16 protein-coding genes and 1 riboswitch are annotated in these 26,149 nt (G+C 47.4%); of the genes, 12 read left to right on the forward strand and 4 right to left on the reverse strand.

Features of this window, described 5'->3' with window-relative positions; all coding sequences use genetic code 11:
* Positions 1–2: 2 nt before the first annotated feature.
* The 7 genes from ABWH99_RS11540 to ABWH99_RS11570 all read left to right on the forward strand — a co-directional run bounded on the left by ABWH99_RS11540 (position 3) and on the right by ABWH99_RS11570 (position 12,166).
* Entirely contained in the window at positions 3–1,757 is a 1,755-nt protein-coding gene (locus ABWH99_RS11540; protein ID WP_375586427.1) for a RagB/SusD family nutrient uptake outer membrane protein, read from the forward strand.
* Between the two features lie 292 nt (positions 1,758–2,049).
* Positions 2,050–5,613, forward strand: a complete 3,564-nt coding sequence (locus ABWH99_RS11545) for a VCBS repeat-containing protein (protein ID WP_375586428.1) — start codon at positions 2,050–2,052, stop codon at positions 5,611–5,613.
* Between the two features lie 124 nt (positions 5,614–5,737).
* Positions 5,738–6,895, forward strand: a complete 1,158-nt coding sequence (locus ABWH99_RS11550) for a glycosyltransferase family 4 protein (RefSeq protein WP_375586429.1) — start codon at positions 5,738–5,740, stop codon at positions 6,893–6,895.
* A gap of 86 nt (positions 6,896–6,981) precedes the next feature.
* Entirely contained in the window at positions 6,982–7,800 is an 819-nt protein-coding gene (locus ABWH99_RS11555) for a polysaccharide biosynthesis/export family protein (protein WP_375586430.1), read from the forward strand.
* Between the two features lie 2 nt (positions 7,801–7,802).
* Positions 7,803–10,250: a GumC family protein gene (locus ABWH99_RS11560; RefSeq protein ID WP_375586431.1), complete on the forward strand. Its 2,448-nt coding sequence runs from the start codon at positions 7,803–7,805 to the stop codon at positions 10,248–10,250.
* A 63-nt stretch (positions 10,251–10,313) separates the two neighbouring features.
* On the forward strand, positions 10,314–11,360 hold the full coding sequence (gene rfbB / locus ABWH99_RS11565; RefSeq protein WP_375586432.1) for a dTDP-glucose 4,6-dehydratase: 1,047 nt from the start codon (positions 10,314–10,316) through the stop codon (positions 11,358–11,360).
* An 11-nt stretch (positions 11,361–11,371) separates the two neighbouring features.
* Positions 11,372–12,166 (forward strand): thymidylate synthase, encoded by a 795-nt coding sequence (locus ABWH99_RS11570; RefSeq protein WP_375586433.1) that lies wholly within the window; start codon positions 11,372–11,374, stop codon positions 12,164–12,166.
* Here the strand turns inward: ABWH99_RS11570 and ABWH99_RS11575 are convergent.
* Entirely contained in the window at positions 12,163–12,978 is an 816-nt protein-coding gene (locus ABWH99_RS11575; RefSeq protein WP_375586434.1) for an aminotransferase class IV, read from the reverse strand. The genes ABWH99_RS11570 and ABWH99_RS11575 overlap by 4 nt on opposite strands.
* 237 nt (positions 12,979–13,215) lie before the next feature.
* On the opposite strand from ABWH99_RS11575, the gene ABWH99_RS11580 reads away from it, so the two are divergent.
* The 4 genes from ABWH99_RS11580 (at position 13,216) to ABWH99_RS11595 (ending at position 20,706) form a co-directional block, all read left to right on the forward strand.
* Positions 13,216–14,553, forward strand: coding sequence for a TolC family protein (locus ABWH99_RS11580; RefSeq protein WP_375586435.1), 1,338 nt, complete (start codon positions 13,216–13,218; stop codon positions 14,551–14,553).
* 13 nt (positions 14,554–14,566) lie between these two features.
* Positions 14,567–15,874, forward strand: a complete 1,308-nt coding sequence (locus tag ABWH99_RS11585; protein ID WP_375586436.1) for an efflux RND transporter periplasmic adaptor subunit — start codon at positions 14,567–14,569, stop codon at positions 15,872–15,874.
* 146 nt (positions 15,875–16,020) lie between these two features.
* A complete protein-coding gene (locus tag ABWH99_RS11590; RefSeq protein WP_375586437.1) occupies positions 16,021–19,245 on the forward strand; it encodes a DUF1553 domain-containing protein in 3,225 nt (1,074 codons plus the stop codon).
* 9 nt (positions 19,246–19,254) lie between these two features.
* On the forward strand, positions 19,255–20,706 hold the full coding sequence (locus ABWH99_RS11595) for a DUF1501 domain-containing protein (RefSeq protein ID WP_375586438.1): 1,452 nt from the start codon (positions 19,255–19,257) through the stop codon (positions 20,704–20,706).
* A gap of 63 nt (positions 20,707–20,769) precedes the next feature.
* Here ABWH99_RS11595 and ABWH99_RS11600 read toward each other — a convergent pair whose 3' ends face one another.
* The 3 genes from ABWH99_RS11600 to ABWH99_RS11610 form a co-directional block, all read right to left on the reverse strand.
* Positions 20,770–21,945 (reverse strand): trans-sulfuration enzyme family protein, encoded by a 1,176-nt coding sequence (locus tag ABWH99_RS11600; protein ID WP_375586439.1) that lies wholly within the window; start codon positions 21,943–21,945, stop codon positions 20,770–20,772.
* 116 nt (positions 21,946–22,061) lie between these two features.
* Positions 22,062–22,163, reverse strand: a riboswitch (SAM riboswitch).
* A gap of 71 nt (positions 22,164–22,234) precedes the next feature.
* Positions 22,235–23,440 carry an OprO/OprP family phosphate-selective porin gene (locus tag ABWH99_RS11605; RefSeq protein WP_375586440.1) on the reverse strand — a complete coding sequence of 402 codons (1,206 nt, stop codon included), beginning with the start codon at positions 23,438–23,440 and terminating at the stop codon, positions 22,235–22,237.
* A 469-nt stretch (positions 23,441–23,909) separates the two neighbouring features.
* Positions 23,910–24,557 (reverse strand): SGNH/GDSL hydrolase family protein, encoded by a 648-nt coding sequence (locus ABWH99_RS11610; protein ID WP_375586441.1) that lies wholly within the window; start codon positions 24,555–24,557, stop codon positions 23,910–23,912.
* 320 nt (positions 24,558–24,877) lie between these two features.
* Between ABWH99_RS11610 and ABWH99_RS11615 the strand changes: the two genes are divergently transcribed.
* Positions 24,878–25,951, forward strand: a complete 1,074-nt coding sequence (locus tag ABWH99_RS11615; RefSeq protein ID WP_375586442.1) for a DUF4407 domain-containing protein — start codon at positions 24,878–24,880, stop codon at positions 25,949–25,951.
* Positions 25,952–26,149: the final 198 nt, after the last annotated feature.

Consider the following 26,149-nt stretch of genomic DNA (forward strand, 5'->3'; position numbering starts at 1 on the left):
CGATGAACTTATTAAAAAAATATAGAAATATAGGCGTTGGGGCTGTAGTTGCAGGTGCGCTAACTTTTGCTTGTAGCGATGAGTTTCTTGAGACGGTACCCCAGGGACAGTTTAGTACGGTGGCCATTGCCAATGCCGACGGAGTAGAAGGGCTGTTGTTGGGTGCCTATGCCATGTTGTCCGGTTTTGGATTGGATGGTCAGCCGCAGTGGAACAACGACATCCACAATTGGGTTTTTGGGGGAATCACTTCTGACGACGCCTACAAAGGTACAGATGCGGGTGACCAGCCGGAGCAGTCTTTTCTTGAAGCTTACGATTTTCAAGCTACCAATACCCACCTTCGAAACAAGTGGAGAGGCGTGTATAAGGGTGTTGCACGAACCAATGATGTGCTAAACACACTTGCGGAAGTAGAGGATCTTTCCGAAAGTAGAAGGCAACAAATTATCGCAGAAGCCCGTTTCTTGCGTGGGTTTTATCACTTTGAGGCAAGAAAAATGTGGAGGTCGGTTCCCTATATCAACGAACAGGAATTCATTTTGAATGACCTGGAAAGTTCCAAGGTACCAAATGATCGAGAGATCTGGCCGGACATTGAGGCGGATTTTGAAGCGGCGATGAATGTGCTGCCTGAGACTCAGTCGGAAGTTGGTAGGCCTACGCGTTGGGCGGCCATGGCATTTCTTGCCAAAGCAAAGATGTTTCAGGGTTGGGATCAAAACACCGGACAAGCCAACACGGCTAAATTACAGGAAGCGAAGGTCTTGTTGGATCAAATTGTAAACTCAGGGGAGTTTGAGTTGGTGCCTAACTTTGAAGACAACCACCTCGTGGCGACCCGAAACAATCAAGAGTCCATTTTTGAGATTCAATTTGCCATTACCAGCGCGAATGCTGACAAAGCCAATGCTGGGGTTGGTTTGGCTCATCCCTACACTGACCCCTGGGGATGCTGTGGTTTTTACCAAGCCTCTCAGAATTTGGTAAATGCATTTAAGACGACGGAGAATGGATTACCGATGCTGGACGATTTTAACGAAGAGAGCGTTACCTGGGAAACGGAGTATACCGGACCGTTGGATCCTCGAATTGACCATACCCTGGGTCGACCTGGTATTCTTTACAAAGGATTTAAAATCCACCAAACGGATTTCATTCGGGACTTGGGATATGCCGGTCCATACTCTCCGAAAAAGCACGTAGCAGAGCCCGAGGCACACGGTATTGGCGGCTGGCAGAACCTTTCCTCCAATAATTATCGAATTATGCGCTACGGAATGGTGCTATTGTGGTTGGCAGAGGCAGAGGTGGAATTGGGAAATCTTGAGCGGGCACGCGAACTGGTAAACATGATCCGGGAACGAGCAGCCAATCCTGCAGGTTTTGTACCGCGTGCAATCCAGGGTGCCGAGCGAAACGATTTTACCATCGTAGAAGGCGAGCCGGCAGCGAATTATGTAATTTCCACCTATGACAGCCCCTGGACCGATCCAGACGTAGCCAGAAAGGCGGTCCGAATGGAAACCCGCCTGGAATTTGCCATGGAAGGGCACCGCTTCTTCGATTTACAGCGCTGGGGTATTGCTGCTGAGGTACTTAACGATTACTTGCAGGTGGAAGGAACCCGAAGGTCGTATCTGTCTGGAAGGAGTTTTACAAAAGGTACCCACGAATATTTTCCTATTCCTTTGGAAGCAATCGAGCGGTCGTTTAAAGACGGTGTAGCGACGCTTACCCAGGATCCTGCGTATTGATAAGGTGGGTATTCCGACTACTAATAAAAAGAAAAGTGAGGTCAACCCTCACTTTTCTTTTTTCAATGGCATTTGAGCGCAATTGACCTGGTAAATGCACGTGGGAAACACCTGCGATAACCCGTATGCGTCAAAAATTAACTTTGGGGGCAGACATGGGTTCGGTCCAGCCGGGCTGGCTATAAATCAGCAGTAGGGAGGGTCGTTGAATTCCGACCTGTTAAACAGGAAGAGACCAAAGCCTGTTAATGCCAGATTTGACAGAGATCAGTAAAAGTAATAAATTCGTTGTATGAAGTGCTACGGTCGGATGACGCATTACCAGCTCCTAATTATTCTGATGGGTGTTGCCACATTTTTTGTCGGTTGTAGGAATGTTAGCGACGACACGCTTTTTCGACAGTTATCCGCTCGGCAGACGGGGATTTCTTTCTCGAACGATATTTTAGAAACCGATTCTTTCAATATTCTTACCGAAGAATTCATTTACAACGGTGCAGGTGTGGGTGCTGCCGATTTTAATAAAGATGGCCTCCCGGATTTGTTTTTTTCCGGCAATGCGGTTGACAACCGCCTATACATCAATCAGGGGGGGATGCGGTTTAAGGATATTTCGGAACATGCCGGAATCCGGGCCCCTGGAAAATGGTGCACCGGCGTTACCGTTGTGGACATCAATGGGGATGGCTGGATGGACCTGTACGTATCTGCAGCGATGAAAAAGGATTCGGTGGACCGTGCAAACCTACTTTTTATCAATCAGGGCACGGACGGAGACGGCCTGCCTTTCTTTACAGAAGAAGCCGAAAAATACGGGATCAACGAAATGGGGTACAGCATGTCAGCAGCTTTTTTTGACTTCGACCTGGACGGAGATTTGGACTTGTACGTACTGAATAACCTGCTCGTAACCGATCTTCCGGGCGTTTTTAGGGAAAAGCTGACCGATGGGTCCGCTGGCAACAACGACCGGCTGTATCAAAATAATGGAGACGGCACGTTTTCAGACATAAGCCAGCGGGCGGGTATACAGATCGAGGGATATGGGCTTGGATTGGCCATTTCTGATATCAATGGAGATGGTTATCCGGATGTTTACGTGAGCAATGATTACCTATCGAATGACCTGCTTTATATAAATAATGGAGACGGCACTTTTACCAACAAAATCCGCGACTATATTCGGCACCAAAGTCACTATTCCATGGGCTTGGATATAGGAGACATCAACAACGACGGTCTGCAGGAAATCATTACCCTGGATATGTTGGCAGAAAGCAATTTTCGAATGAAAACGACGATCGGCCAGAATTCTTACCAAAAGTACATCAACAACGAGCGATGGGGGTTTGAATACCAATACATCCGTAACATGCTTCATCTGAATAACGGTCCGGAGCTGCCTTTCAGCGAGATTGGCTTTTTGGCAGGTATCTACCAAACCGATTGGAGTTGGTCTCCTTTGTGGGTAGACGTGGATAATGACGGATACCGGGATTTGTTGGTTACCAATGGATATCCAAGAGATATTACTGACAAGGATTTCACCAATTTTCGGGCAGATTTGGGTTCCGTTGCGACGACTAAAATGCTCCTGGATTCCATCCCGGTCGTAAAAATTCCCAATTATGGGTTCAGGAACCGGGGGGACCTCACCTTTGAAAATAGTGGTAAAGCCTGGGGGATCGATGTGCCTTCTTTTTCGAATGGAGCCGCATATGCCGATCTGGATTTGGATGGAGATCTGGATTATGTGGTGAATAATATTAATCAGGAAGCGTTCGTTTTCCAAAACCAATTGTATGAGAAGGAACGTAAAAACCGGGGAAATTACCTAAGAATCAAACTCATTGGCAGTCCAGGTAACCCTCAGGGCTTGGGCGCAAAGGTACGAATTGTGCTGCCGGACGGGGAAGTCCTGTTGCAGGAGCAGTATACCGCAAGGGGATACATGTCTTCCGTAGAAGACATACTTCATTTTGGTCTTGGAAGCCGGGAAACCATAGCCTATCTGGAGGTGGTTTGGCCCGACGGGTCAAAGCAGGTGATCAACGACGTATCGGTCAATCAGGTTTTGTCACTGAATATTCTACAAGCCGCTACTCCAGAGGGTTCCCCGGGGACAGCATCGGATGCCAACAGTCCTTTATTAAAAGAAGTGAGCGAAGAGCTTGGGCTGAGTCTTACGCATCTCGAACGGGATGCGGTGGATTACCACGTGCAGCGAACGCTTCCTCACAAACTCTCGCAGTTTGGACCGGCGCTGGCAGTAGGTGATATCAATGGCGATGGATTGGATGACTTGCTGATGGGGGGCGCAGCGGGCTATCCAAGGCAGCTCTTGCTCCAACAGGCAGACGGTAGCTTCCGGACTCAGGATTTTCCCATTGAATCAGAAAGCCAGATGGAAGATATGGGCTTGTTGCTGTTTGATTGGGACATGGACGGGGATCTCGATTTGTATGCCGTAAGTGGGAGTAGTGAATACGCACTGGATAATGCGGTATATCGGGACCGGCTTTACGAAAACGACGGGAGGGGGAATTTTCGTTTGCTGGAAAATGCACTCCCCGAATTGCGGGAAGTCGGGACGGTGGTACGTGCTGCAGATATGGACGGCGATGGGTTTTTAGAGCTTTTTGTAGGAGCACGATCCGGACAGGGTCAATATCCTTTGCCCGGGAGAAGCGTTCTGTTGAAAAAGCAAGGGCAAAAGTTGATCGATGTGACAGATCGCCTCGCTCCAGGTTTGGCGAACGTCGGCATGATTATGGATGCCTTGTGGAGCGATACGGACCAGGATGGGCGGGTGGATTTGGTTCTGCTGGGGGAATTCATGCCCGTAACCGTCTTCAAAAATACGGGTGGAAAATTGGAAAGACAGAAAACTACCGGATTAGAGGAAGAGGTCGGATGGTGGAACGGAATAGTTGCTGCGGATTTTGACCAAGACGGGGATACCGATTATGTGGCTGGAAATCTTGGAAAAAATAACTTCTATCAAGTAAACAGGGACCGTCCATTGTCGCTTTTGGCTGGAGATTTTGATAAAAACGAGAGTATCGACCCCATTTTATTCGGCTATTTTAAGAATCAAAAAGGAGAATTTGATCAATTTCCAGTCCATTTCTGGCAGGATCTGTACGGGCAGAGCCCCTTGTTTCGGAAACGCTTTGCTACCTACAAATCCTACGGAAAGGCAGGGATGCAAGAGGTCCTCACGCCGGATGAAATAGATGCTTCTCTACACCTGAAAGCCAATTATATGGAAAGCAGCTACCTTGAAAACCTTGGCAATGGGCAATTTCGTGTACACGCCCTGCCGTTGTTGACCCAAGTAGGTCCGGTCTATGGCATGGTGGCTGCGGACCTGGACGCAGATGGTTTTACTGACGTGTTGCTGGTTGGTAATAATTATGGAAATGAAGTATTCAGTGGAAGACAAGATGCTTTCGTGGGACTTTGGCTTAAAGGTGATGGAGAAGGAGGGTTTGCCCCGGTTTTGCCTGCAGAAAGTGGCTTTTTGGTGCCAGGGGATGGAAAATCCCTGGTGCGTTTGAAGACCTCACAGGAGCAGCTATTAACCATTGCGGGACAGAACCGAAGTCGCTTGCGGGTGTTTTCCGAGGCGAGGGATTCGGATTCGGTACGGTATTTTTTACCCGAGACGTTGGATTTTGAGGTGGTCTTTCACACAACGGACGGCAAGTCTATGCGAAAAGAATTGTACCATGGATCTGGTTTTTTGTCTCAATCCACCCGTTGGATAGCGATTCCTCAGGCTACAAAAAAAATCGAGGTAATGGATTATTCCGGGAATCGTCGGACCCTGACGGTCACTCCGTATGATCCCTAGTGCCAGGCTATTTTTTTCGAAGCCCTGACTAAACGGATAGTATTTCCAACAACAAAGGGGAAATTACTCGCATACCAATCGAAATTAGCGGTATATTTGAATTTTTAACGAATAGCCGTTTTGCATGCCGAAATTAATTCGAATCACGACCGTTCCCCTTTCCCTAAAATTATTACTTAAACACCAGTTGCGATACATGGCGGAATCAGGATACGAGGTGCTGGCCGTTGCTGCGGATGGAAAAGAATGGACGGACGTGATGCGTAGCGAGCAGCGTATCGACCAGGCGATCGTACCTTTTACAAGAAAAATTACCCCGCTTGCAGATGTATATTGTTTATGGCTGCTGTACAAATTATTCCGGCAGCATCGGCCGGACATCGTACATACCCACACCCCCAAAGCAGGCTTACTTGGTATGCTAGCGGCTTGGGCTGCCCGCGTTCCGCATCGCGTCCACACCCTGGCGGGAATGCCGCTTCTTTCCCGGAAGAGGTTTCAGCGATCGCTGCTGCTTTTTGCCGAGAAGACCACATACCGTCTGGCACATGAGGTATGGCCCAATGCCCATTCCCTGAAAGAATTCATTCTACGCGAAAAACTGACCGAAGAAAAAAAAATAAGCATCATCGGGAACGGTAGTTCCAATGGCGTCGATCTTGAACATTTTAACCGGGGGAATTTACAGGAAAACCATCTGGTGGCCGCTACCATGAGAATCTCTCCCAGCGAAAACGATTTTCTATTTTTGGCGGTTGGAAGGCTGGTCAGGGATAAGGGTATTGGCGATCTGGTGGAGGCATTTGTTCAATCGAAAATCGTCAACCGCTCCAAATTGGTGTTGTTGGGGGACTTTGAACAAGGCCTGAATCCATTGGATAGGAAAACGATGAACCAAATTGCCGACCATCCCAAAATCGTGCACGTACCCTGGTCCGATCATGTAGCGCATTATCTGGCACTTTCGGACGTATTGGTGCATGCTTCGCACCGGGAAGGTTTTCCCAATGTATTGTTGGAGGCAGGCGCCATGTGCTGTCCGGTCATTTGTTCAGATATAGAAGGGAACCTGGAGCTGGTTTCTCACAAGAAAACAGCCTTGGTTTTTCCTACCGGACAGGTGAAAGCCTTGCAGGAAGCCTTGGAGTACGCCTTTGTGAAAAGGGTTCAAATGCAGGACTTTGCAGAGAACCTGTACAAGAAAGTGGTGGACGGTTTCGACAGAAAATTCCTACATGCAAGCATGTTACACGCATATAATCGCATGTTGCATAGAAAATAACGTATTTAAAATATATTACAAATAATAATTTCGTATTCGGTCCTATTTACTTAATTTTGAAGCCGGGCAATCTGAACTTTTATCGAATGAGGCCGATTTGTATCCTGTTAGTTGTTTTGATGGTCAGCTCCTGCATCAGCAACAAAAGAATCAATTACCTGCAAAACCTCAAAGGGAACGAAGCCATCGAATTGGACGAGTTTATTCCTTATGCAGACGTTGATTACGAGTACGTATTGCAACCCTACGATATTGTGGAAATTGATTTTGCATCTCCCGATGAGGAATTGCTGCGTGCATTTGAGTTCCAGGGGGCTTCTGCTGCCCGGGGTGGGCGAGCGGGCGGTGCCGGCCGGGGAGGAGCAATGGATGTGTTCTATTTTACCGGTTACACACTTGATAAAAATGGTTTTGTACGCATGCCGGTCTTGGGGACCATAAAGTTATCTGGTTTGACCGAAGAAAATGCACGAATCAAGGTTCAGGAGGCCGTAAATGTGTATTTCAAGGACGATGTGGAAGTACGATTAAGGATCGGTGGAATCCGTTTTACAACCCTTGGAGAGTTTCAAACGGTGGGTCCAAAAATCATTCTTAAAAATAGGGCTACCATTTTTGATGCGGTATCAATGGCCGGCGAGTCCAGTATTCTGGCCCGGAAGAATGAACTATTTTTAATCCGACAATACGATGGAGGTACCAAAATCCATCAGATAGATTTAAATGACCGTCGTTTGCTGGCATCCCCATTTTATTTTATCCAGCCCAACGATATCCTCTACCTTCAACCAATGAAGATACGACAGATTGGTTCGGGAGAGAATTTTTCTGCCAGCCTGCAGTTAGGCTTATCCATCGTTACCGCCGCAATGTTTTTCTATGGCATTACCTCAGGGATTTTTTAGCTATGGAAAACCTAGATTTGTCCAAATTCGAAGAGCAGGAAAAACCGATCGATATAAAATACTATATCATCAAGTACTCGCGCTACTGGCCCTTGTACCTGCTTTGCACCCTGATAGCCGTACTGTCCATTTTTTTGTTTCACCGCTATACCGTTGAACGGTTTGAAGTGAAAGGAAGTGTCATGATTAAAAATAATCTTTCTCCAGAAGTACGGATACTCGACCGATCAAATATTTTTTCCGGGGGAGAAAACCTGACGAACGATATTTTGCTTTTTTCATCGAAAAACCTTGCGGCTGAAGCGCTCGCGAAGGTTCATTTTGACGTAAGCTATTTTGCTTCCACCAATATCAAGGAAATCGAGTTGTATACAAATAGCCCGATAAAGGTGGATGTAAACTGGGACTACCCGCAAATGCTAAACAAAAAGATTCGAATCGAGTTTCGTTCGGATTCTACCTTCCAATTGCTTCCGGGAGAAAACATGTTTTTTGACCGGTTTTTTATGAGTTACCAATACATCGAGGAGGATCGGGACGTTTTTGGCAAAGAGTTTCATTTTGGAGAAGAAGTGGTAGGGGATCAGGCCCGGTTTACTGTTCAACTGACATCAAATTCCCCCCAATACGATTCCTATGAATTTTTGCTTCATTCTCCCCAGTCGCTGATTGATAGCTATGCGGGGGCAGTTCAGGTGAGGCCTTTGATCAATTATGGGTCCGTATTGGAAGTAAGTATGACCACCAAAATTGTTGAGAAAGGAAGCGATTACGTCAATGCACTTATGGATTCCTTTTTGGAATACGATCTGCGCGAAAAAAACCAAATCTCCGAGAATGCACTCCGGTTTATCGAAGAACAGCTCTACATCGTCGAAGATTCGCTCAATTCTGTGGAACGAAGGATGCAGCGTTTCAAAGTAGAAAATAAAATGCTGGATGTAGATGCCGAGTTTGGTGGCGTGCTGAACAGCATACAACTTTTGGAAGAGAACATCCAATCCATAGATTTTGAGCTTTCCTACTACACTGCGTTGAAGGATTACCTGCTCACGAAGTCGGATAATTTTGAGGAGATCGTGGCTCCTTCCCTCATCGGGATTTCGGATGGACTGCTTAGCGAATTGATTCAGCAACTGGTGGACCAGTCTCTGGAACGAAGAAAATTACTTACAGCAGTAAGGGAGACCCATCCGGACGTTGCGGCACTGGATCGGCAAATTGGTCGTCTGAAAGAAAACATTTTCGAAAACATCGAGAACCTGGTTGCCAATACGGAAAGTAAGAAAAAGCAATACCAGCAAAAATTGGCGGCTTTTGACCGGCAGTTTGCCAATCTTCCTCAAGCAGAATCCAACTATTCAACCCTTTTTAGGGAATTCAAACTTCGTGAAAACCTGTATACCTATTTGCTCGAAAAACGAGCCGAAGCAGGTATTGCGAAGGCATCGAACGTTCCCGATAATGCGATAGTGGACTATGCCAAACGAGGGGTATTGATCTATCCCAAAAAAGCACAAAATTATTCCTATGCGGTAGGCCTTGGTTTCTTTCTCCCGCTCGGTTTTTTGTTATTATTTCATTACCTCAATAACCGGATCATGGATCAGGTTCAGTTGAAGAACCTATTAAAAATCCCACTTCTCGGCACCATAGGATTCAGCGACAAAGCCACCAATTTATTGGTGGCAGAGCATCCCCGATCCCTGGCCTCCGAGTCGTTTCGATCGCTTCGATCGGCTTTGTTTTACATTGCGAGTGAAAAAAAATGCAAAAAGATTTTGGTGACTTCGAGTGTTTCCGGAGAGGGTAAAACCTATATAAGCCTTAATCTAGCATCTGCCATGGCGTTAAGTGGCAAGAGAACCTGCATCGTTGGATTGGATTTAAGGAAGCCCAAGCTTTCTTCCTACCTGGATATTTCCGGTAAGAAGGGGTTGTCCGGCTACCTGATCGATAAGGATACCGCCGATGAAATCATCGTTCCTACGGCTTACGAAAATCTATTCGTTGTGCCGTCCGGACCGGTACCCCCCAATCCGGCTGAGCTGCTTTTGAAAACAAAAATGAGTGATTTTTTGGAAAAACTGGAGCAGGAATTTGACATCATTGTTATGGACTGTCCTCCGGTGGGTCTGGTATCGGAAACCATGGATTTGCTGCGTTTTTCGGACGTAAACCTGTACATCGTCCGGCATGATTTTACCCACAAGAATCAACTGTTGATGATCAATGACTTGTATGCCAATGATCAGATAAGGAATTTTTATGCGATATTTAACGGGCTTAGGAGTGGAGGAGATACCTACGATTTTGGCGGATACAATTATGGTTACGGGTATAATTATTCGTACATGAAGAAGAACAGGTACGGCGAAGGGTATTATGCAGAAGAGCCCCGGTACCGACCCGGTTGGATAAAAAAACTAATCAGTCGATTCAAGGTTTGATTTAGGTGCAGTTTTTTGGAAGTTTTTAAAAATATATTATTAGTTTGATTGAATAAAATAGCTATGAAAAAATCCATTTTAATTACCGGTGGGGCAGGATTTATTGGCTCCCATGTGGTTCGACTTTTTGTGAACCAGTATCCGGATTACCGCATTGTCAACCTGGACTGCCTGACCTATGCGGGGAATCTGGAAAATCTTTCGGATATCGAAGGCAAAGCCAATTACGTGTTTTCAAAAGTAGATATCAACGATAGCAATCAATTGGAGCAAGTATTTAATGATTTCCAGATCACCGATGTGATTCACCTCGCGGCCGAATCCCACGTAGATCGGTCCATCACCGATCCACTTTCATTTGTAAAAACCAATGTGGTGGGGACGGTCAATCTGTTAAATGCTGCTAAGAATTACTGGAAGGATTTGTCAGAGCATCTTTTCTACCATGTATCGACGGATGAGGTGTACGGGTCCCTGGATAACGGTGGGTATTTCACCGAATCCACGCCTTACGATCCGCAGTCTCCTTATTCTGCTTCAAAGGCCGCTTCGGATCATTTTGTGCGGGCTTACGCCAATACGTATGGAATGCAAACCGTTCTGTCCAACTGTTCGAACAATTACGGGCCCAATCAATTTCCGGAGAAATTGATTCCACTTTGCATACACAACATCAAAGAGGGAAAACCGCTTCCGGTGTATGGCAAGGGGGAGAATGTCAGGGATTGGCTGTATGTGGAAGACCACGCACGGGCTATCGATTTGCTTTTTCATAAAGGAGAAAAAGGGAATACCTACAATATCGGCGGGTTCAACGAATGGAAAAATATTGATATTGTGCGGTTGATTTGCGAGCGAATGGACCAAAAACTCGGGAGAACCCCGGGAGAATCTGCAAAACTCATTACTTTTGTGAAAGACCGCGCAGGACACGACTTGAGGTATGCCATCGACGCAACGAAGATCAATGAGGAGCTGGGATGGAAACCGCTGCAAACCTTTGAAACGGGTATCGAAAAAACCGTTTCCTGGTACCTGGAAAACGAGGATTGGTTGCAAGGTGTCACCTCTGGAGATTACCTGAAATACTACCAAGATCATTATGGCTAACTCAAACGATCATGAAACAATACCATCAGCTTCTTCAACACATACTGGATAATGGCGTGCCGAAGGGGGACCGCACGGGAACGGGTACCATCAGCGTGTTTGGTTACCAAATGCGGTTTGATCTGGCTGAGGGGTTTCCCCTCGTTACGACCAAAAAGTGCCATACCCGATCCATATTTCATGAATTACTCTGGTTTTTAAAGGGCGAAACAAATATTGCCTACCTGAAAGACAACAAGGTGTCTATTTGGGATGAATGGGCAGACGAAGCGGGTGACCTCGGTCCGGTCTACGGGTATCAATGGCGCCATTGGCCCGATGGAAATGGGGGAGAAATCGATCAGATCAAAAACCTGATTCACCAGATCAAAACGAATCCCAACTCCCGCAGGCTTATCGTAAGTGCCTGGAATGTGGCGGATGTAGATCAAATGGCACTTCCTCCCTGTCATCTGTTGTTTCAGTTTTACGTGGCAGATGGTAAACTATCCTGCCAGTTGTACCAGCGAAGTGCGGATGTCTTTCTCGGGGTACCCTTTAACATCGCCTCCTATGCGCTTTTCCTCTCCATGGTGGCACAGGTATGTGACCTGGCCCCCGGAGAATTCATTCATACGTTCGGTGATGCCCATTTGTACAATAATCACCTGGATCAGGCACGTTTGCAGCTTAGCCGGGATTGCAGGCCCTTGCCTCAGTTAAAATTAAACCCCGAAGTAAAAGATATCTTTGCTTTTCGGTTCGAGGACATTCGATTGGAAAATTACGATCCCCATCCACATATAAAGGCGGCGGTTTCTGTTTAAGCCACCGAATTGGATTCGAATAGTGCCACCAACTCCGGAAGGGCTTGCGTGTCAAACGCGATGCCGTTTATTTGTTTTAAATAGCTGATTCCGGAGGCATTGCTTACGAAAACCTTTTCGGCATGAAGTACTTCTTGTGCACGAAAACTTCCCTCGATCGCGGGGAAACCCCGTTTTCTAAATTGCTCGAGTATTTGTTTTCTTGCTACACCGGCCACGCAAGCGTGCTTGAGCGCAGGGGTGAAAATTTTACCGTTTTTTAGCCAAAACAAATTCGAGCTTCCCGCCTCTGACAGGAACCCGTTTTGATCCAAAAGCAAGACTTCGTCTTGCTTTTTTTTCTGTCGTTCCAGATTCGCCATCACATAAGGCAGCGCGTTGAGCGTTTTGCAGTTCGCCCATGAGCTGTAGGGGACCCGAACCGCCTCGCTGATGTAGGCCGATTTTTTGACGGCTGGCGCTGGATGAAAATCGGCCACGGTGAGCCATTGGCCAAAACCTTCTTCCGTGGGCGTATAGGTACCCTTGCCGGCTCTGAAAACTGTCCATCGCAGGCGCAAGGCTTTATCAGAGCCAAACTGGGTTGAAACCAATCTCGCGATTTTTTCCACAGCAGGAGGAACGTCCCCCTGGAGCCCGAGTGCTGTCATCCCGTTTGATAGACGCTCCTGATGGGCATTCCCAAACCGAATGGTTCCATACAGGTAAACCATCGTTTCAAAAATCCCGTCGCCAAAAAGCATTGCCCTGTTTAACGGGAAAGCCTCAACTTCCCGGAAGGTATTGGAGTGGTCTGACAAAAAGTGTCTCATTATCGTACATACATCTGACCGAATTCGAACGGTTTGCGGCAAATTAATTTATAATTAGTTAAAATTAATTAAATTTTCGGGCATCCCTGTAATTTCTGATGGATTTCGGCTAAACTTGCAAGTGGTAACGAAAGTAGCATCAATTTTGAAAGATGTTGGGAAGTTTTTATTAACTTTATAGTCACACCCAGAAATTCTTCTCCATCCAACAACCAATTTTCAAATGAATACTAATTTATGAAACGAATTTTACTCCTCCTTTTTTTAGGCTGGGGGCTAACGGATTACGGGTTTTCGCAAAGTACTTCGGGAAAATTGAGCCTGGAACAATGTGTTCAGATTGCCCTGGAAAATAATCTCAGTCTGAAACGTAGCGAATTGAACTTACTTTCTTCCGAGGCCAGCTTAATGGAATCCAAAGGGCAGCAATTGCCTTCGTTTTCCATGGGTGCTTCTTCGGGCTTTCGCTGGGGTAGATCGATCAATCCGGTGACCAATTTGTTTGAAACCCGTAGGATCGGAAATGTTAACGTTTCTGCCAATTCCAATATACCAATTTTTGCGGGGGGTCAGATTCAAAATAGCATCCGGCAGGCAAAAGTTACAGTCGAAACCAATCGGTTGAATCTGGAAGCCAACCGCAACGACATTTCCCTGAATACGGTCAATTTGTTTATCAATGTTGCTTTCGCGAAGGAGCAGCTTAATATTGCAAATTCCCAGCTCACCACCAGCAAAGAGCAGTTGCAACGAACCGAAAAATTGGTTCAGGCGGGGTCCTTGCCTGTTAGCGATCAGTTGGATTTGCAGGCCCAAATGGCCACCAACGAGCTTGAAGTCATCAACGCAGAAAACAACCTTCGGATTGCCCGGTTAAATTTATCGCAGGCTTTGCAGTTGCCCTTTACGGATGACTTTGACATTCAGATTCCAGCGCTGGAGGTGGACGGTTTGGAGGTAGAGAGCAGGGGCGTCGCACACATTTATTCCGTTGCTGAAGGGATACTCCCGGAGGTGAAAGCTGCCGAGCTCGGTATTCAGGCGGCAGACTATGGCATACGGATCGCGAAAGGTTCGTTTTTGCCAAGCCTGAATTTAAGTGCCAACGTTTTTTCCAACTATGTCGATCAGACCAATTTTGGCACTACGGATCCCTTGTTGCGCCAATTTGAAAACAACTTGTCGCAAGCGGCGAACCTGGGTTTATCCATACCGATTTTTTCTAATTTCAGAAACCGTGCGAGCGTGCAGCGCGCCCGGGTACAACGGAGGCTTAGCGAAATTTCGGAAATAGAAGTTCGGAATCAATTGCGCCAGGACATTGAATCGGCCTACACTTCGGCTTATGCCGCCAGGCAATCTTACCGGAGTTCCTTGCTTCGTGTAGAAGCATTGGATGAAGCTTTTCGAATGGCGCAGCAACGATTTGAAGTGGGAGCGATAAATGCGGTTGATTTTCAAGTCGCGCAAAATAATTTATTCAATGCGCAGGCAGATCTGCTTACCGCGAAATACGAATACGTTTTCAGTGTGAAAGTGCTGGATTTTTATCTGGGAAAACCACTCACGCTCTAATTCAACCCCAATCATGACAACTAAGAAGTCGAATAAACTAATTTACATCCTTTTGGCCGTGGTAGCCCTTTTGGTAGTAATCACTCTGGTCGGCCGGAAAGCCGGATGGATCGGCGGTGAAAAACCGCTGGAAGTAGAGGTAGGAAAGGCCACCAAAAGAGACATTGTGGAAAAGGTCAGTGCCTCCGGCGTGGTCCAACCAGAAAAAGAGGTCAAGTTGAGTCCGGATGTGGCCGGAGAAATCATTGAATTAAATGTGAACGAGGGCGATTCCGTGAAGCAGGGGGATTTATTGGTGAAAATCAGACCGGATAATTTCATCTCCGCATTGGATCGCTCCCAGGCGAATTTAAACCAGCAACTGGCCAATCTTGCCCAATCCAAGGCTTCTCTGAAGCGTGCAGAGGCACAATTCACGCGCGCAGAGCTTTCGTTTCAGCGGAATTCAAAATTATACGAAGACAACGTGATATCCGACGCTGATTTTGAGCAAGCAAAAGCCGAATTTTTGACTGCCCAAAACGATCTGGAGGCTGCCAGGCAGTCCGTATTGGCAGCCGAATACGTCATCAAAAGCGCTCAGGCTTCGGTGGATGAAGCTGCAGAAAACCTTCGGCTGACGAATGTCTATTCGCCTACGGACGGCGTGGTTTCCAGCCTTTTGGTAGAGCAGGGAGAGCGCGTGGTAGGAACTGCTCAGATGGCCGGTACCGAAATGCTCCGGATCGCTGATCTATCGCGGATGGAGGTGCGGGTAAATGTAAATGAAAACGACATTGTGAGGATTAGCCTGCACGACACAACCTTAATCGATGTAGATGCCTATTCGTTTAGTGGTAAAAAGTTTTCCGGGGTGGTCACGGCCATTGCGAATTCCGCCAATGAAAAGGCAAGTGCGGATGCAGTTACGGAGTTCGAGGTTCGTATCCGTATTTTAAATGCCTCTTATGCGGAATTGATATCTGAAGGAAATCCCTTTCCGTTTCGACCGGGTATGACGGCGAGTGTGGAGATCATAACGGACAAAAAAGAAGCGGTGCTTTCCATTCCCCTGGCTGCAGTCACCACACGTGCCAATGAGACGGTGGATTCCGAAGAGGAAGAAGGTAAGATGAAGGAGTTGGTTTTTGTAAGAGAGGGAGAAGTAGCGAAAATTCGGGAAGTCAAAACGGGTATTTCGGATTTTGAAAACATCGAAATCCTGGAAGGCCTTACCGAAGGACAGGAAGTGATTACGGGTCCCTATTTTATTGTCAGTACACAGTTAGAAAACGATAAACCGGTGAAGTTGTCCGAACAGGAAAAACCAAAAGACGAATGATTTGTCCGCCGTAGAAGTCCGGGTAAAAGGGACGGTGGCCTGACTTTTGGCTGTTTATAGAAAGTTTCAATAGCGATTTTGTTTGGAATTTTCCATAGAGCTAAACTTTTTTTTCTTATTTTAGCCAGGATACCAGTTTTTCTTGTATGTCTTGGATAAAACGTGTTTTCCCTCGCGCCGGATGGGTGTTTTCGGTAGCTTTACTAGCAGGAGTTCTCCCGGTGGGATGCGGTCCGGATATCCCGGATACCGTTCTCGAAGAGACGGATAATATCCCGCAGGAGGTGTTGTATAACCTGCACGTGAAGCCTATTCTTTCCGATCGTTGTTTTTCCTGCCATGGGCCGGATCCCAATACCCGGGAGGCTGGATTGCGTTTGGATACCGAAGAAGGGGCTTATCGGACGCTACAGGGTCGATGGCTCCGAAAGGCCATTGCTCCGGGGAAACCGGGTAGCAGTGAGGTATTCCACCGCATTTTGGCCGAGGATCCAGGGTTACGGATGCCGCCGCCGGAGTCCAACCTGGCACTTTCCGATCAGGAGAAAGCAATTTTGATTCGTTGGATCGAACAGGGGGCGGAATACCAGGATCATTGGGCTTACCTACCGCCTGAAAAGGCAGCCCTACCTGTTCCAAACGATACAAGCAGGGTTGACAACGAAGTGGATGCTTTTATTTTTAGCCGGCTGGATCGGGAAGGACTAGCCCCGTCCCCGGAAGCACCTTCCACCACACTGATTCGTAGGTTGGCTTTTGACCTTACCGGTTTGCCCCCTGACTGGGAGATGGTGGAGCGGTTTGAAAAGGACCCTTCCCCGAACGCTTACGAAAACTTCGTGGATCAGTTACTTGCCTCGGATGCCTATGCGGAACGAATGGCGCTGGACTGGCTGGATGTGGCCCGCTACGCGGATTCCCATGGCCTGCACGCTGATGGAGTCCGCATGATGTGGCCCTGGAGGGATTGGGTCATAGAGGCGTTTCGGTCCAATATGCCGTACGATCAATTTGTACAATGGCAAATTGCGGGCGACATGATGTCCGGTGCCAAAAAAGATCAGGTGTTGGCAACCGCTTTCAATAGAAACCATCAAATGACCGCCGAAGGAGGTATTATTGATGAAGAATACCGGTTAGAATACGTATTCGACCGCTCGGAAACGACCGCCAAAGCTTTTTTAGGGCTTACCATGGAATGTGCGAAATGTCACGATCATAAATTTGATCCTTTGTCCCAGAAAGATTATTTCAGTTTGGCGGCTTTTTACAACAATGTAGATGAGGTGGGAATGACCGGAGACGATAAAAATGCCGGTCCCATGATGCTGTTTACAGACGAAAAGAAGGATGAAGAAATTGAGCGCATCAAAGAAAAAATTGCCAGGTTGGAAGAGAAGCAGCGGGCAGTTCGAGTGGAGCCAGTGGCCACTACTACCAAAAACCTACCTTCGAAGACCTTGAAGAACGGACTGGTTGCCCACTTCCCGTTAGCTGCCTACGACAACGAAACCACGCTATCTGCGGACAAGGCATTGGAGGCTCGTGTTTCGGGTAGTCCCGAGCTCGTTTCCGGACCCGCTTCTGCTACGGGTGCACTTCGATTCAAGCAAGACTACGACATCGTTGAAGTTCCTGGCACCGGCCTTTTTGAGATGGATCAGCCCTTTTCCTACAGCATCTGGGTCAATCCGGAAACCATCGAGCCTTACCGCTTTATATTAGGAAATATAGGAAACAAGAACACCTATTGGAGAGGGTATGAATTGTACCTGGACAGCCTGAACCGTATCAACGTACAGTTGATCCATGCCCTTCCGCACAACGCCATTCATGTGAGCAGTGATCAGCGGTTGCCTACCAAAGAGTGGACCCATGTGGCCTTTACTTACGATGGCTCAGGCCAAGCAAGCGGGTTACGGATTTTTATCAACGGGCAACAATCGAAGGGGCAGGTGGAAAAGGATAACCTGTACAAAAGCATCCTTCCGGTAAATACAAGTTATACGGTGGTCGACAAGGCCTTGCGGTTGGCCAGGAGTTACCGCGTGTTTAGTGGAGACGATGGGATTTACACCGGAAGCCTTTCTGAGCTAAAAATATTCAAGAGAGAATTGAGTAGTTGGGAAGTGGCCTGGCTTTTTTCCGAAGAAGAGGGGCGATCCTTGAGTCAAACACAAGCAGCCCTGAGCCATACCCATTACTGGGAGAATCCCAGATTTGCTGAACTTACCGATTCGCTGGATGTGTTGCGAGCCGAAAAATTGAAATTGATGGGAGGAATTGAGGAGGTAATGGTCATGCAGGAGCGTCCCGTTCCCCGAAAAACCTTTTTGTTGGAGCGAGGAGCGTACGATGCTCCTGCGGAAGAAGTGGAAGCGGCGGTTCCTGAGGTACTTTCGGGCTTTTCGCCGGATTGGCCAAAGAACCGACTGGGATTAGCAAAATGGCTGACCAGTCCGAAAAATCCGTTGGTGGCCCGCGTAACTGTAAACCGCTACTGGTACCGTATTTTTGGTAGGGGTATTGTACCGACGGTAGACGATTTTGGTAGTCAGGGACAATTGCCAAGCCACCCGGAACTCTTGGATTGGCTGGCTGTGGATTTCATGGAAAACGGCTGGGACGTAAAACACCTTTTAAAAAAGATAGTCATGTCCGCCACCTATCGGCAGTCTTCGGAACCCACGGAGCTCCTGCTGGAACGGGATCCGGACAATGTGCTTTTGGCCAGAGGTGCGCGGCACCGGCTGCAGGGCGAGTTTATCCGGGATAATTATTTGAAAGCCAGTGGTCTCCTTGTCAATAAGGTGGGTGGACCTAGTGTAAAGCCCTATCAACCCCCTGGAATTTGGAAAGAAAAGGGAGAGTTTTCGTATTTTTTGTACAACTACCGGCAAGATAGCGGTGCTAATTTGTACCGCAGAAGCATGTATACCTTTATTAGAAGGACGGCGCCTCCTCCAGCGATGACTACCTTCGATGTGCCCAACCGGGAGGAATGCATGGTCTCCCGGCAGGAGACCAATACCCCTTTGCAGCCGTTGGTATTGATGAACGATCCCCAGGTGACCGAGGCAGCTCGTGTAATGGCTGAAAAGATGCTTCAGGCGGCTGACCTGGAGCAGCAGTTGGTAGCAGGAGTCCGCAGTTCTCTGGGGAGAAATCCTGAAGATGCGGAAATGGAGGTCCTGAAAAGCATGTATACCTCGGAATTGCGTCGTTTTGAAGACGATCCCGAAGCGGCCCGAAAGTTACTGGCGGTAGGGGAGTACCCCGCAGATACCCGCATCCCAGCCGAAAAAACAGCGGCCATGACCATGGTTGCGAGTCTTTTGTTTAACCATTACGAGTTTTATACCAAAAAGTAACAAACAACTATGGCCGATTTATGCCAACAGACAAACAGGTATTCCAGGAGGGAATTTTTAAGTAAAACAGGTCTTGGGTTGGGTGGATTGGCTCTTTCTTCCCTAATTGGCTCGCCTGAGTTAAAGGCCGGATCGCCGCTAGACGCCGCCGGCAATCCACTCGGTACGCATTTTTCACCCAAAGTAAAACGTGTCATTTATTTATTTCAAAGTGGTGGGCCGTCACAGTTGGAATTATTTGATTACAAACCCGAATTGATCAAGCGAAACGGGGAGCAACTGCCGGACAGTGTTCGGCAGGGGCAACGGCTGACGGGTATGACAGCCGGCCAGAAATCCATCCCCATGGTGGGGTCGGTATACGATTTTAAGCAATACGGGGAGTCGGGTGCCTGGGTGAGTGAGCTTTTACCACATATTGCCGGAATCACGGATGAAATTTGCATGATCAAGTCCATGTATACCGAAGCGATCAATCACGATCCGGCCATCACTTTTTTTCAAACCGGTTCCCAGCAGCCGGGAAGGCCTTCCATTGGCTCCTGGGTTAGTTACGGCCTGGGTTCTGAAAATGAAAATTTACCTGCGTTTTGTGTATTGCTTTCTCAGGGAAAGCAGGGCGCGCAGCCGGTGTACAGCCGATTATGGGGTAACGGGTTTTTACCTAGTCTGCACCAGGGAGTTCAGTTTCGTTCGGGAAAGGACCCTGTGCTGTACCTGAATGATCCTCCCGGGGTTTCCGGAAGGGACCGGAGAAATTACCTGGACCATTTAAAAAAACTGTATGACCTGGAATTTGCCCAATCCCAGGATCAGGAGATCAATGCCAAAATTGCGCAGTACGAAATGGCATACCGCATGCAAACGTCCGTGCCCGAAACGATGAATATTTCCGACGAACCCCAACACATTACCGACATGTATGGCCCGGAAGTACTCCAGCCGGGAACCTATGCGGCCAATTGTCTCCTCGCCAGGAAATTGGCAGAAAAAGACGTAAAGTTTATTCAGTTGTACCACAAGGGATGGGATCAACATGGAAACCTTCCCAAAGACATTCAGACCATGTCGCAAAGTATGGACCGACCCACGGCCGCCCTTATCCGGGATTTAAAACAACGAGGCATGCTGGAGGATACGCTGGTGATCTGGGGAGGAGAGTTTGGGCGGACCAGTTACTCGCAGGGAAGATTGACTCCGGAAAATTACGGCAGAGACCACCATCCCAACTGTTTTACGATGTGGATGGCAGGGGCCGGCGTGAAAAAGGGGATTTCTTACGGAGAGACCGATGAATTGGGGTACAATGTGGTGCGCGACCCGGTACATGTACACGACTTCCAGGCTACACTCTTGCACCTACTGGGAGTCGACCATGAAAAGCTTACGTTTAAACACCAGGGGAGGCGGTACCGTTTGACCGATGTACATGGAAAACTGGTGAAAGGAATTCTTTCCTGAATCTGGTATCCGTGTTGTACCTACCCCTTCTGCAGAAGTACAGGTAGGGGCCATTCACGATTATTATTTTGAGCGTTCGAGTGCCTGTTCGATGTCTGTTACGATATCGTCTACGTGCTCCAGCCCTACCGATAGCCGTACCAGGCCATTCAGGATTCCTACTCGTTCTCTTTCTTCCTCGGTCAATTTGCTATGGGTGGTGGAGGCTGGGTGGGTAATAATGCTTCTGCTGTCTCCCAGATTGGCCGTAACACTGATCATTTTTAGCGCATCGATGAATTTTTTCGCCCTGCTCAATCCTCCTTTAAGGGTCAGCGTGATGATGCCGCCGCCGTGGCGCATTTGCTTTTTTGCCAACGGGTACTGCGGATGAGAGGGTAAAAAGGGGTACCGGACACGTTCCACTTCCGGATTCCCTTCAAAATAGCCGGCGATGGCGAATGCATTTTCGCAATGCCGGTCCATGCGTACCGCTAGTGTTTCCATGCTTTTCGCCAGGACCCAGGCATTAAAGGGTGAAAGAGAAGGTCCGGTGTGCCTCATAAAAAACTGTACCTCATCGATCAGTTCTTTTTTTCCCAAAATGAGTCCACCCAGCACTCTTCCTTGCCCGTCAATAAACTTGGTGGCGCTATGCGTTACAATGTGCGCTCCCCAGCGGGCCGGTTGCTGCAGGTAGGGAGTAGCAAAGCAATTGTCTACAACCAAAATTAAATTGTGTGCATTGGCGAAATTGGCAATGTATTCCAAATCAATGATTTCCAGTCCCGGATTGGAGGGAGTCTCAATGAAAATCATCTTTGTATTGGGTTGGAGTAGCTTTTCCCAACGGTCTATCTCTGAGATGTCGCCATACGAATGGGTGATCCCCCATCTGGGAAAAATCCGGGTTAATAATTGATGGGTGCTACCAAACAGGGAACGGGAGGCCAGGATATGGTCGCCCTGTCGGAGGAGGGCGGCCATGCTGCCAAACATCGCAGCCATGCCGGAGGCGGTGGTCACTCCGGATTCGGTGCCTTCTGCCGCGCACACTTTTTCGATTAAATCACTCGTATTTGGATTGGCATACCGCGAATAGATATTTCCGGGAAGTTCATCCGCAAATAGTTGCCTCGCTTGTTCGGCCGAATCAAATACAAAACTGGAACTAAGGTAAATTGGAGCGGAATGCTCCCGTTGGTCCGAGCCGGAAGCAGCGATACGTACTGCCTGTGTTTCAAAATTCTTATAAGCCATAAATACCTGATTTCAATGAGGGGAAGGAAAGGTTTGCACCCATCGGACAAAAAATAGCAGCCATTACGAATGCAATCGGATAAGGTAGGGGAGAAGTCTTTGCTATCATATTATCTAATTTATCGGTCCCAATAGGGGCAGGTTTTGGCACCTTTCCACGCGGCGGAAGGTTGCCAGAGGATCGCAGAGCCTGTTCTCTCCCCCCTTCTTTATAAATCAGTTTCCTGAATCAAATGCAAATAAACAGAGGGCATGTGGCATATCCAAATTCGCTGCTGAATTTGAAGGGTTAAAATGAAAAATCATATTGGACGCGGAAGCGCCAGCCGGAAGCTTCGCGGTTGACGGATTGTTCGTCGAAATCAAAATGCGTCAAATCCACGGTGAGTTTGTTCAAGTGATCGTTAAAAAAGCAGTTAAATGCCAGGGAATACTCTTCTTCCCTGTTTCCTTGAATTTCCATTTCCGGACGGAAAAGGGCATACCGACCCGCCAGTTCTAATTTAGGAGTGGAATTTTCCGAAGCAGAACCGTTTAGAAGAATTCCCCCCTGAACAAACCAGCCATGGAGACGGGTTAGTCGGTCGTTTCGGTTGTCAAAAACATTTTTCCGGTGGTATTCACTGTGCCAGCTAAAGGCTCGGTATTTAAGCGTGGTCTCGATCAGGTATTGTTCCATGGCGTATTGCCCGGGTTTGCCATTTTCAAAACCAGTCAATTGTCCACCACCCTGGGAAGAATACCTGGTGTATTGGCTGGTGTTGGTCGTACCTGCCAGCGCGATCGATGCATTGGGCTTTTGGTAGTAGTCCAGGGCAGATCCAGACATGTCCACTCCCTCGCCCAATACGTTCCATTGTACGCGTCCGGAATACATTAATTGATCGTCATCATTTGTCCGAGCTCCAATACCCGTACCCGTTAGCACGAGTATATGGTAGTTGAAGTCCGCGAGGCCCCCGCCATCCCACCTGCCGTAAACCGTAGCCCCCTGCTGCCGGTCCAGCGTAAAGGGTCTATTGATGATAGAACGTTCCATCATTTGTTGCTTTCCACTGGAGATCACTCGTTCTCTGGAGTACTCGGACTTCCACTGACCAAATTTAAAACTGAGCCAGGGCCATTTCTCTATCATTACCCGGAAATCCAGGAGTCGAGATGCCGAAAGTTCGTACTCAAAATAGTAGGAAACCCAGGGCTTGTAGGCGTGTCCCCCTACTTTTAAACGGGCACGGTTGATTTTAAACAGGGTTTGCTCTTGCTCAAAAAAATCATCGTAGGTTATTGGATCCTGATCCGTGGGTGTGGCAAAGCGAAACTGCAAGCGACCGGCCAATTGCAAGCGGTAAAGCCCATCGTTCGTACTAAACTGAAAACCTCTGGAGCTGTACTGGGTGTTTACCGTGGATGGCGGATCTGCGGGATCTTGAAATGCCATCCCCTTGACCAATACCGATCCCAGAAAAAATAATAGCAAACTCTTTTTTAACAGCATACGTGCAAACGTTTGAGCAAGCAGATGATTATTCTAGCATCCGCTGTCGGAAACTTGACCAGGCAACGCTACCTGATTTCAAAAACCAGTGTTACAATTAAGTTAAATAAATGTTAATTTAATGTTACTTCACCTGCAAAGATAGAAATTGACCGCTGAGTTAAAAACCCTTCCCCTGGCATTTCATGCGCTTATTAGCCGGGCCGGCAGTTATTTTTTCGGTCGGTTTTGAAACGGGATGGGAAAGAGGCTGATGCATAGGGTATTACAAAGCAGAGTAGCCAGACCATTTGCAAAAAATCGTCGGTGGTTGACTGTAGTGCCGGCTCTCTACCTGTTGGAAGGTCTGAAAAAAATACTTCTTTTGGTGCCGTCGCCCTGATTTGTCTTCGAACTAACGGGATTTTCGGGCATCAGAGCTTGGCGTTTCGTTTGGTAGTCAAGCGGTAGGGAACGTCTTTTGGTTTTGCTACAGAAATTTTCTGAGCACTTTTGCCCATATGGCATACCCTTTTGCATTCATGTGGAGGTTGTCATCCAGAAAAATATCCTCCATGGGTGTTTTGTTCGCGGTTAGCATGGGATTCCAAAGATTGGCATACCGCACATTCTTATTCACCCGGGCATATTTTTTCATGGCAGCGTTCAGTTCCAGGTAGCTATCCGCCAATTCCCAGCGCGACAGACTGGGTTTGGCACTGATCAAGATTATTTCTGTATCCGGCAGTTCGGCCCGAATTTGTTCAACGATCAGATTGTAGGTAGTGATGATCTCCTCGGTTGATTTTCCCGCAGCCAGGTCGTTATCACCTTCGTAAATAAATACTTTTTCAGGCCGGTATCCCAGTACAAGCTCATCCAGATAATATAACAAGTCACTTGCCTGAGAGCCCCCAAAACCGGTATTGACAATTTTTTCCTTCGGAAAATCCTGCTGCAAACTTTTCCACATGCGGATGGTGGAACTACCGGTAAAAACTACCGAAGACTGGTAATCGGAAACCGGATAATCTTTAGAGATTTGGCTAACCTGATCGGAAAAGCGGGTAGGGTCCTGAGCAAATGCCAGGGAGCTGCTAATTAAAAACAACAGAGGTAGATAGACGTAATATTTCATGGCTTGGTTTGTAATGAAGGGCTAAACTACTACAATCACGTGACTATTAAAACCAGATTGCAACAGGTACTGCCTCAAAAGCGGACACAATTGGCGGACAAAACGGAATTTTGGTTCGATTTGAGGATACATTTCAGATTGCCACTGCTTTTTTTATCCGCAAATTCCCATTCTTCATCAGAACAAGTGATCATAATTCATTGAAATTTACCTAATTATAGCTAGTTTTTATTTTTGTATGACAATTATTTTTTTGACACCTATACTTGAATAGACATGGTATGCATTTTGAATTGCATCCGCTAAACTAAAATCCATTGATGAATATTTTCGAGAAATTCCTGATTTTTTGTTCCGGAGCTTACCTGCCATTGGTCCGGAGGTGTCCGGCAAGCGTAAACAGGTTTACGGGGATTGGCGCAACAGTGCTGTTTACGGCGATTTTTGCAGGCCTGTCTGTAGGTTATGCTTTGTCTACCGTTTTTTCCTCATTTTGGGCGATTTTGGGTATTGCTTTGGTCTGGGCCTTGATGATTTTTAATTTGGACCGCTACATCGTTTCCACCCTAAAAAAGCAGGATCAATTTCTTCCGGAATTCAAACAAGCCCTTCCCCGTCTGGTTTTGGCCTTGTTGATCGCCCTGGTCATTGCCAAACCCTTGGAACTTCGGATCTTTGAAAAAGAAATCAACAGAGAACTGGATGAACAGCGTCTGGCTACGATAGAAAACAGCAGGGAAAAAATAGCAGCAGGGTATCCGGAAATCACTGATTTGGAAAATAAAATTGAGCGTCTCAGGGCAGGGATTGCCGCCAAGGAGGATTTTCGGAACCAGAAGCAGGTAGAGTACGATCAGGAAAGGTTTGGCGTAAAAACGGAAGGGACTACCGGGCTTGCGGGCATAGGCATCAATGCTGAGAAGAAAGAAGCGCAACTGGATCAGGCAGAGCAGGATTACCAATATACCCAGAAGCTGAACGAGGGCAGGATTGAGGATCTGGAAGCGGAAATCAGGAAAATCAATGGTTTGAAGGAACAGGAATTCCAAAATCAGATGGTGTCCCTGGATGCGTATGATGGGTTGGCAGCCCGGTTACAGGCTTTCAGGGATTTGACGCTAAAAAATACGGCCATTTATTGGGCCAACTGGATGATAATTTTTTTGTTTGTCATGATAGAGATGGCACCCATCCTGGTCAAGCTGATGGGAAGCAGGGGGCCCTATGACCAGTTGCTGGATTTCCATGAAGCGGGTATTGTCCTGGCAGGAGAGGAGCAATGGCACAAAAAATCCGGGGATAGCGCATTGAGAAAAGAGGTTTTTGATGACTTGTATGATAAAAGGAAGGCGAGACGTGTGGATTTTGAATTGGGTATGCTTGGGGAAAAATAAAACGGCAGAAAACGTGCTATTCGATATTTGTCCTATCGAATCCAGATAAGCAGGGTTTGCAACCAGGATAACGAAAGCGTCCGGAGCCTCGTAGCTGTTTCCCGTGTGGGTAACAGGATGAAGCATTTGCCTACATAAACTCCAAAACACCAGAATTTATCATCAATGGGGCAAAGCATAGCTCCGGTACTTTGATAC

Origin of the sequence: Cyclobacterium xiamenense (assembly GCF_042140265.1) — a bacterium.
GTDB lineage: Bacteria > Bacteroidota > Bacteroidia > Cytophagales > Cyclobacteriaceae > Cyclobacterium > Cyclobacterium xiamenense_A.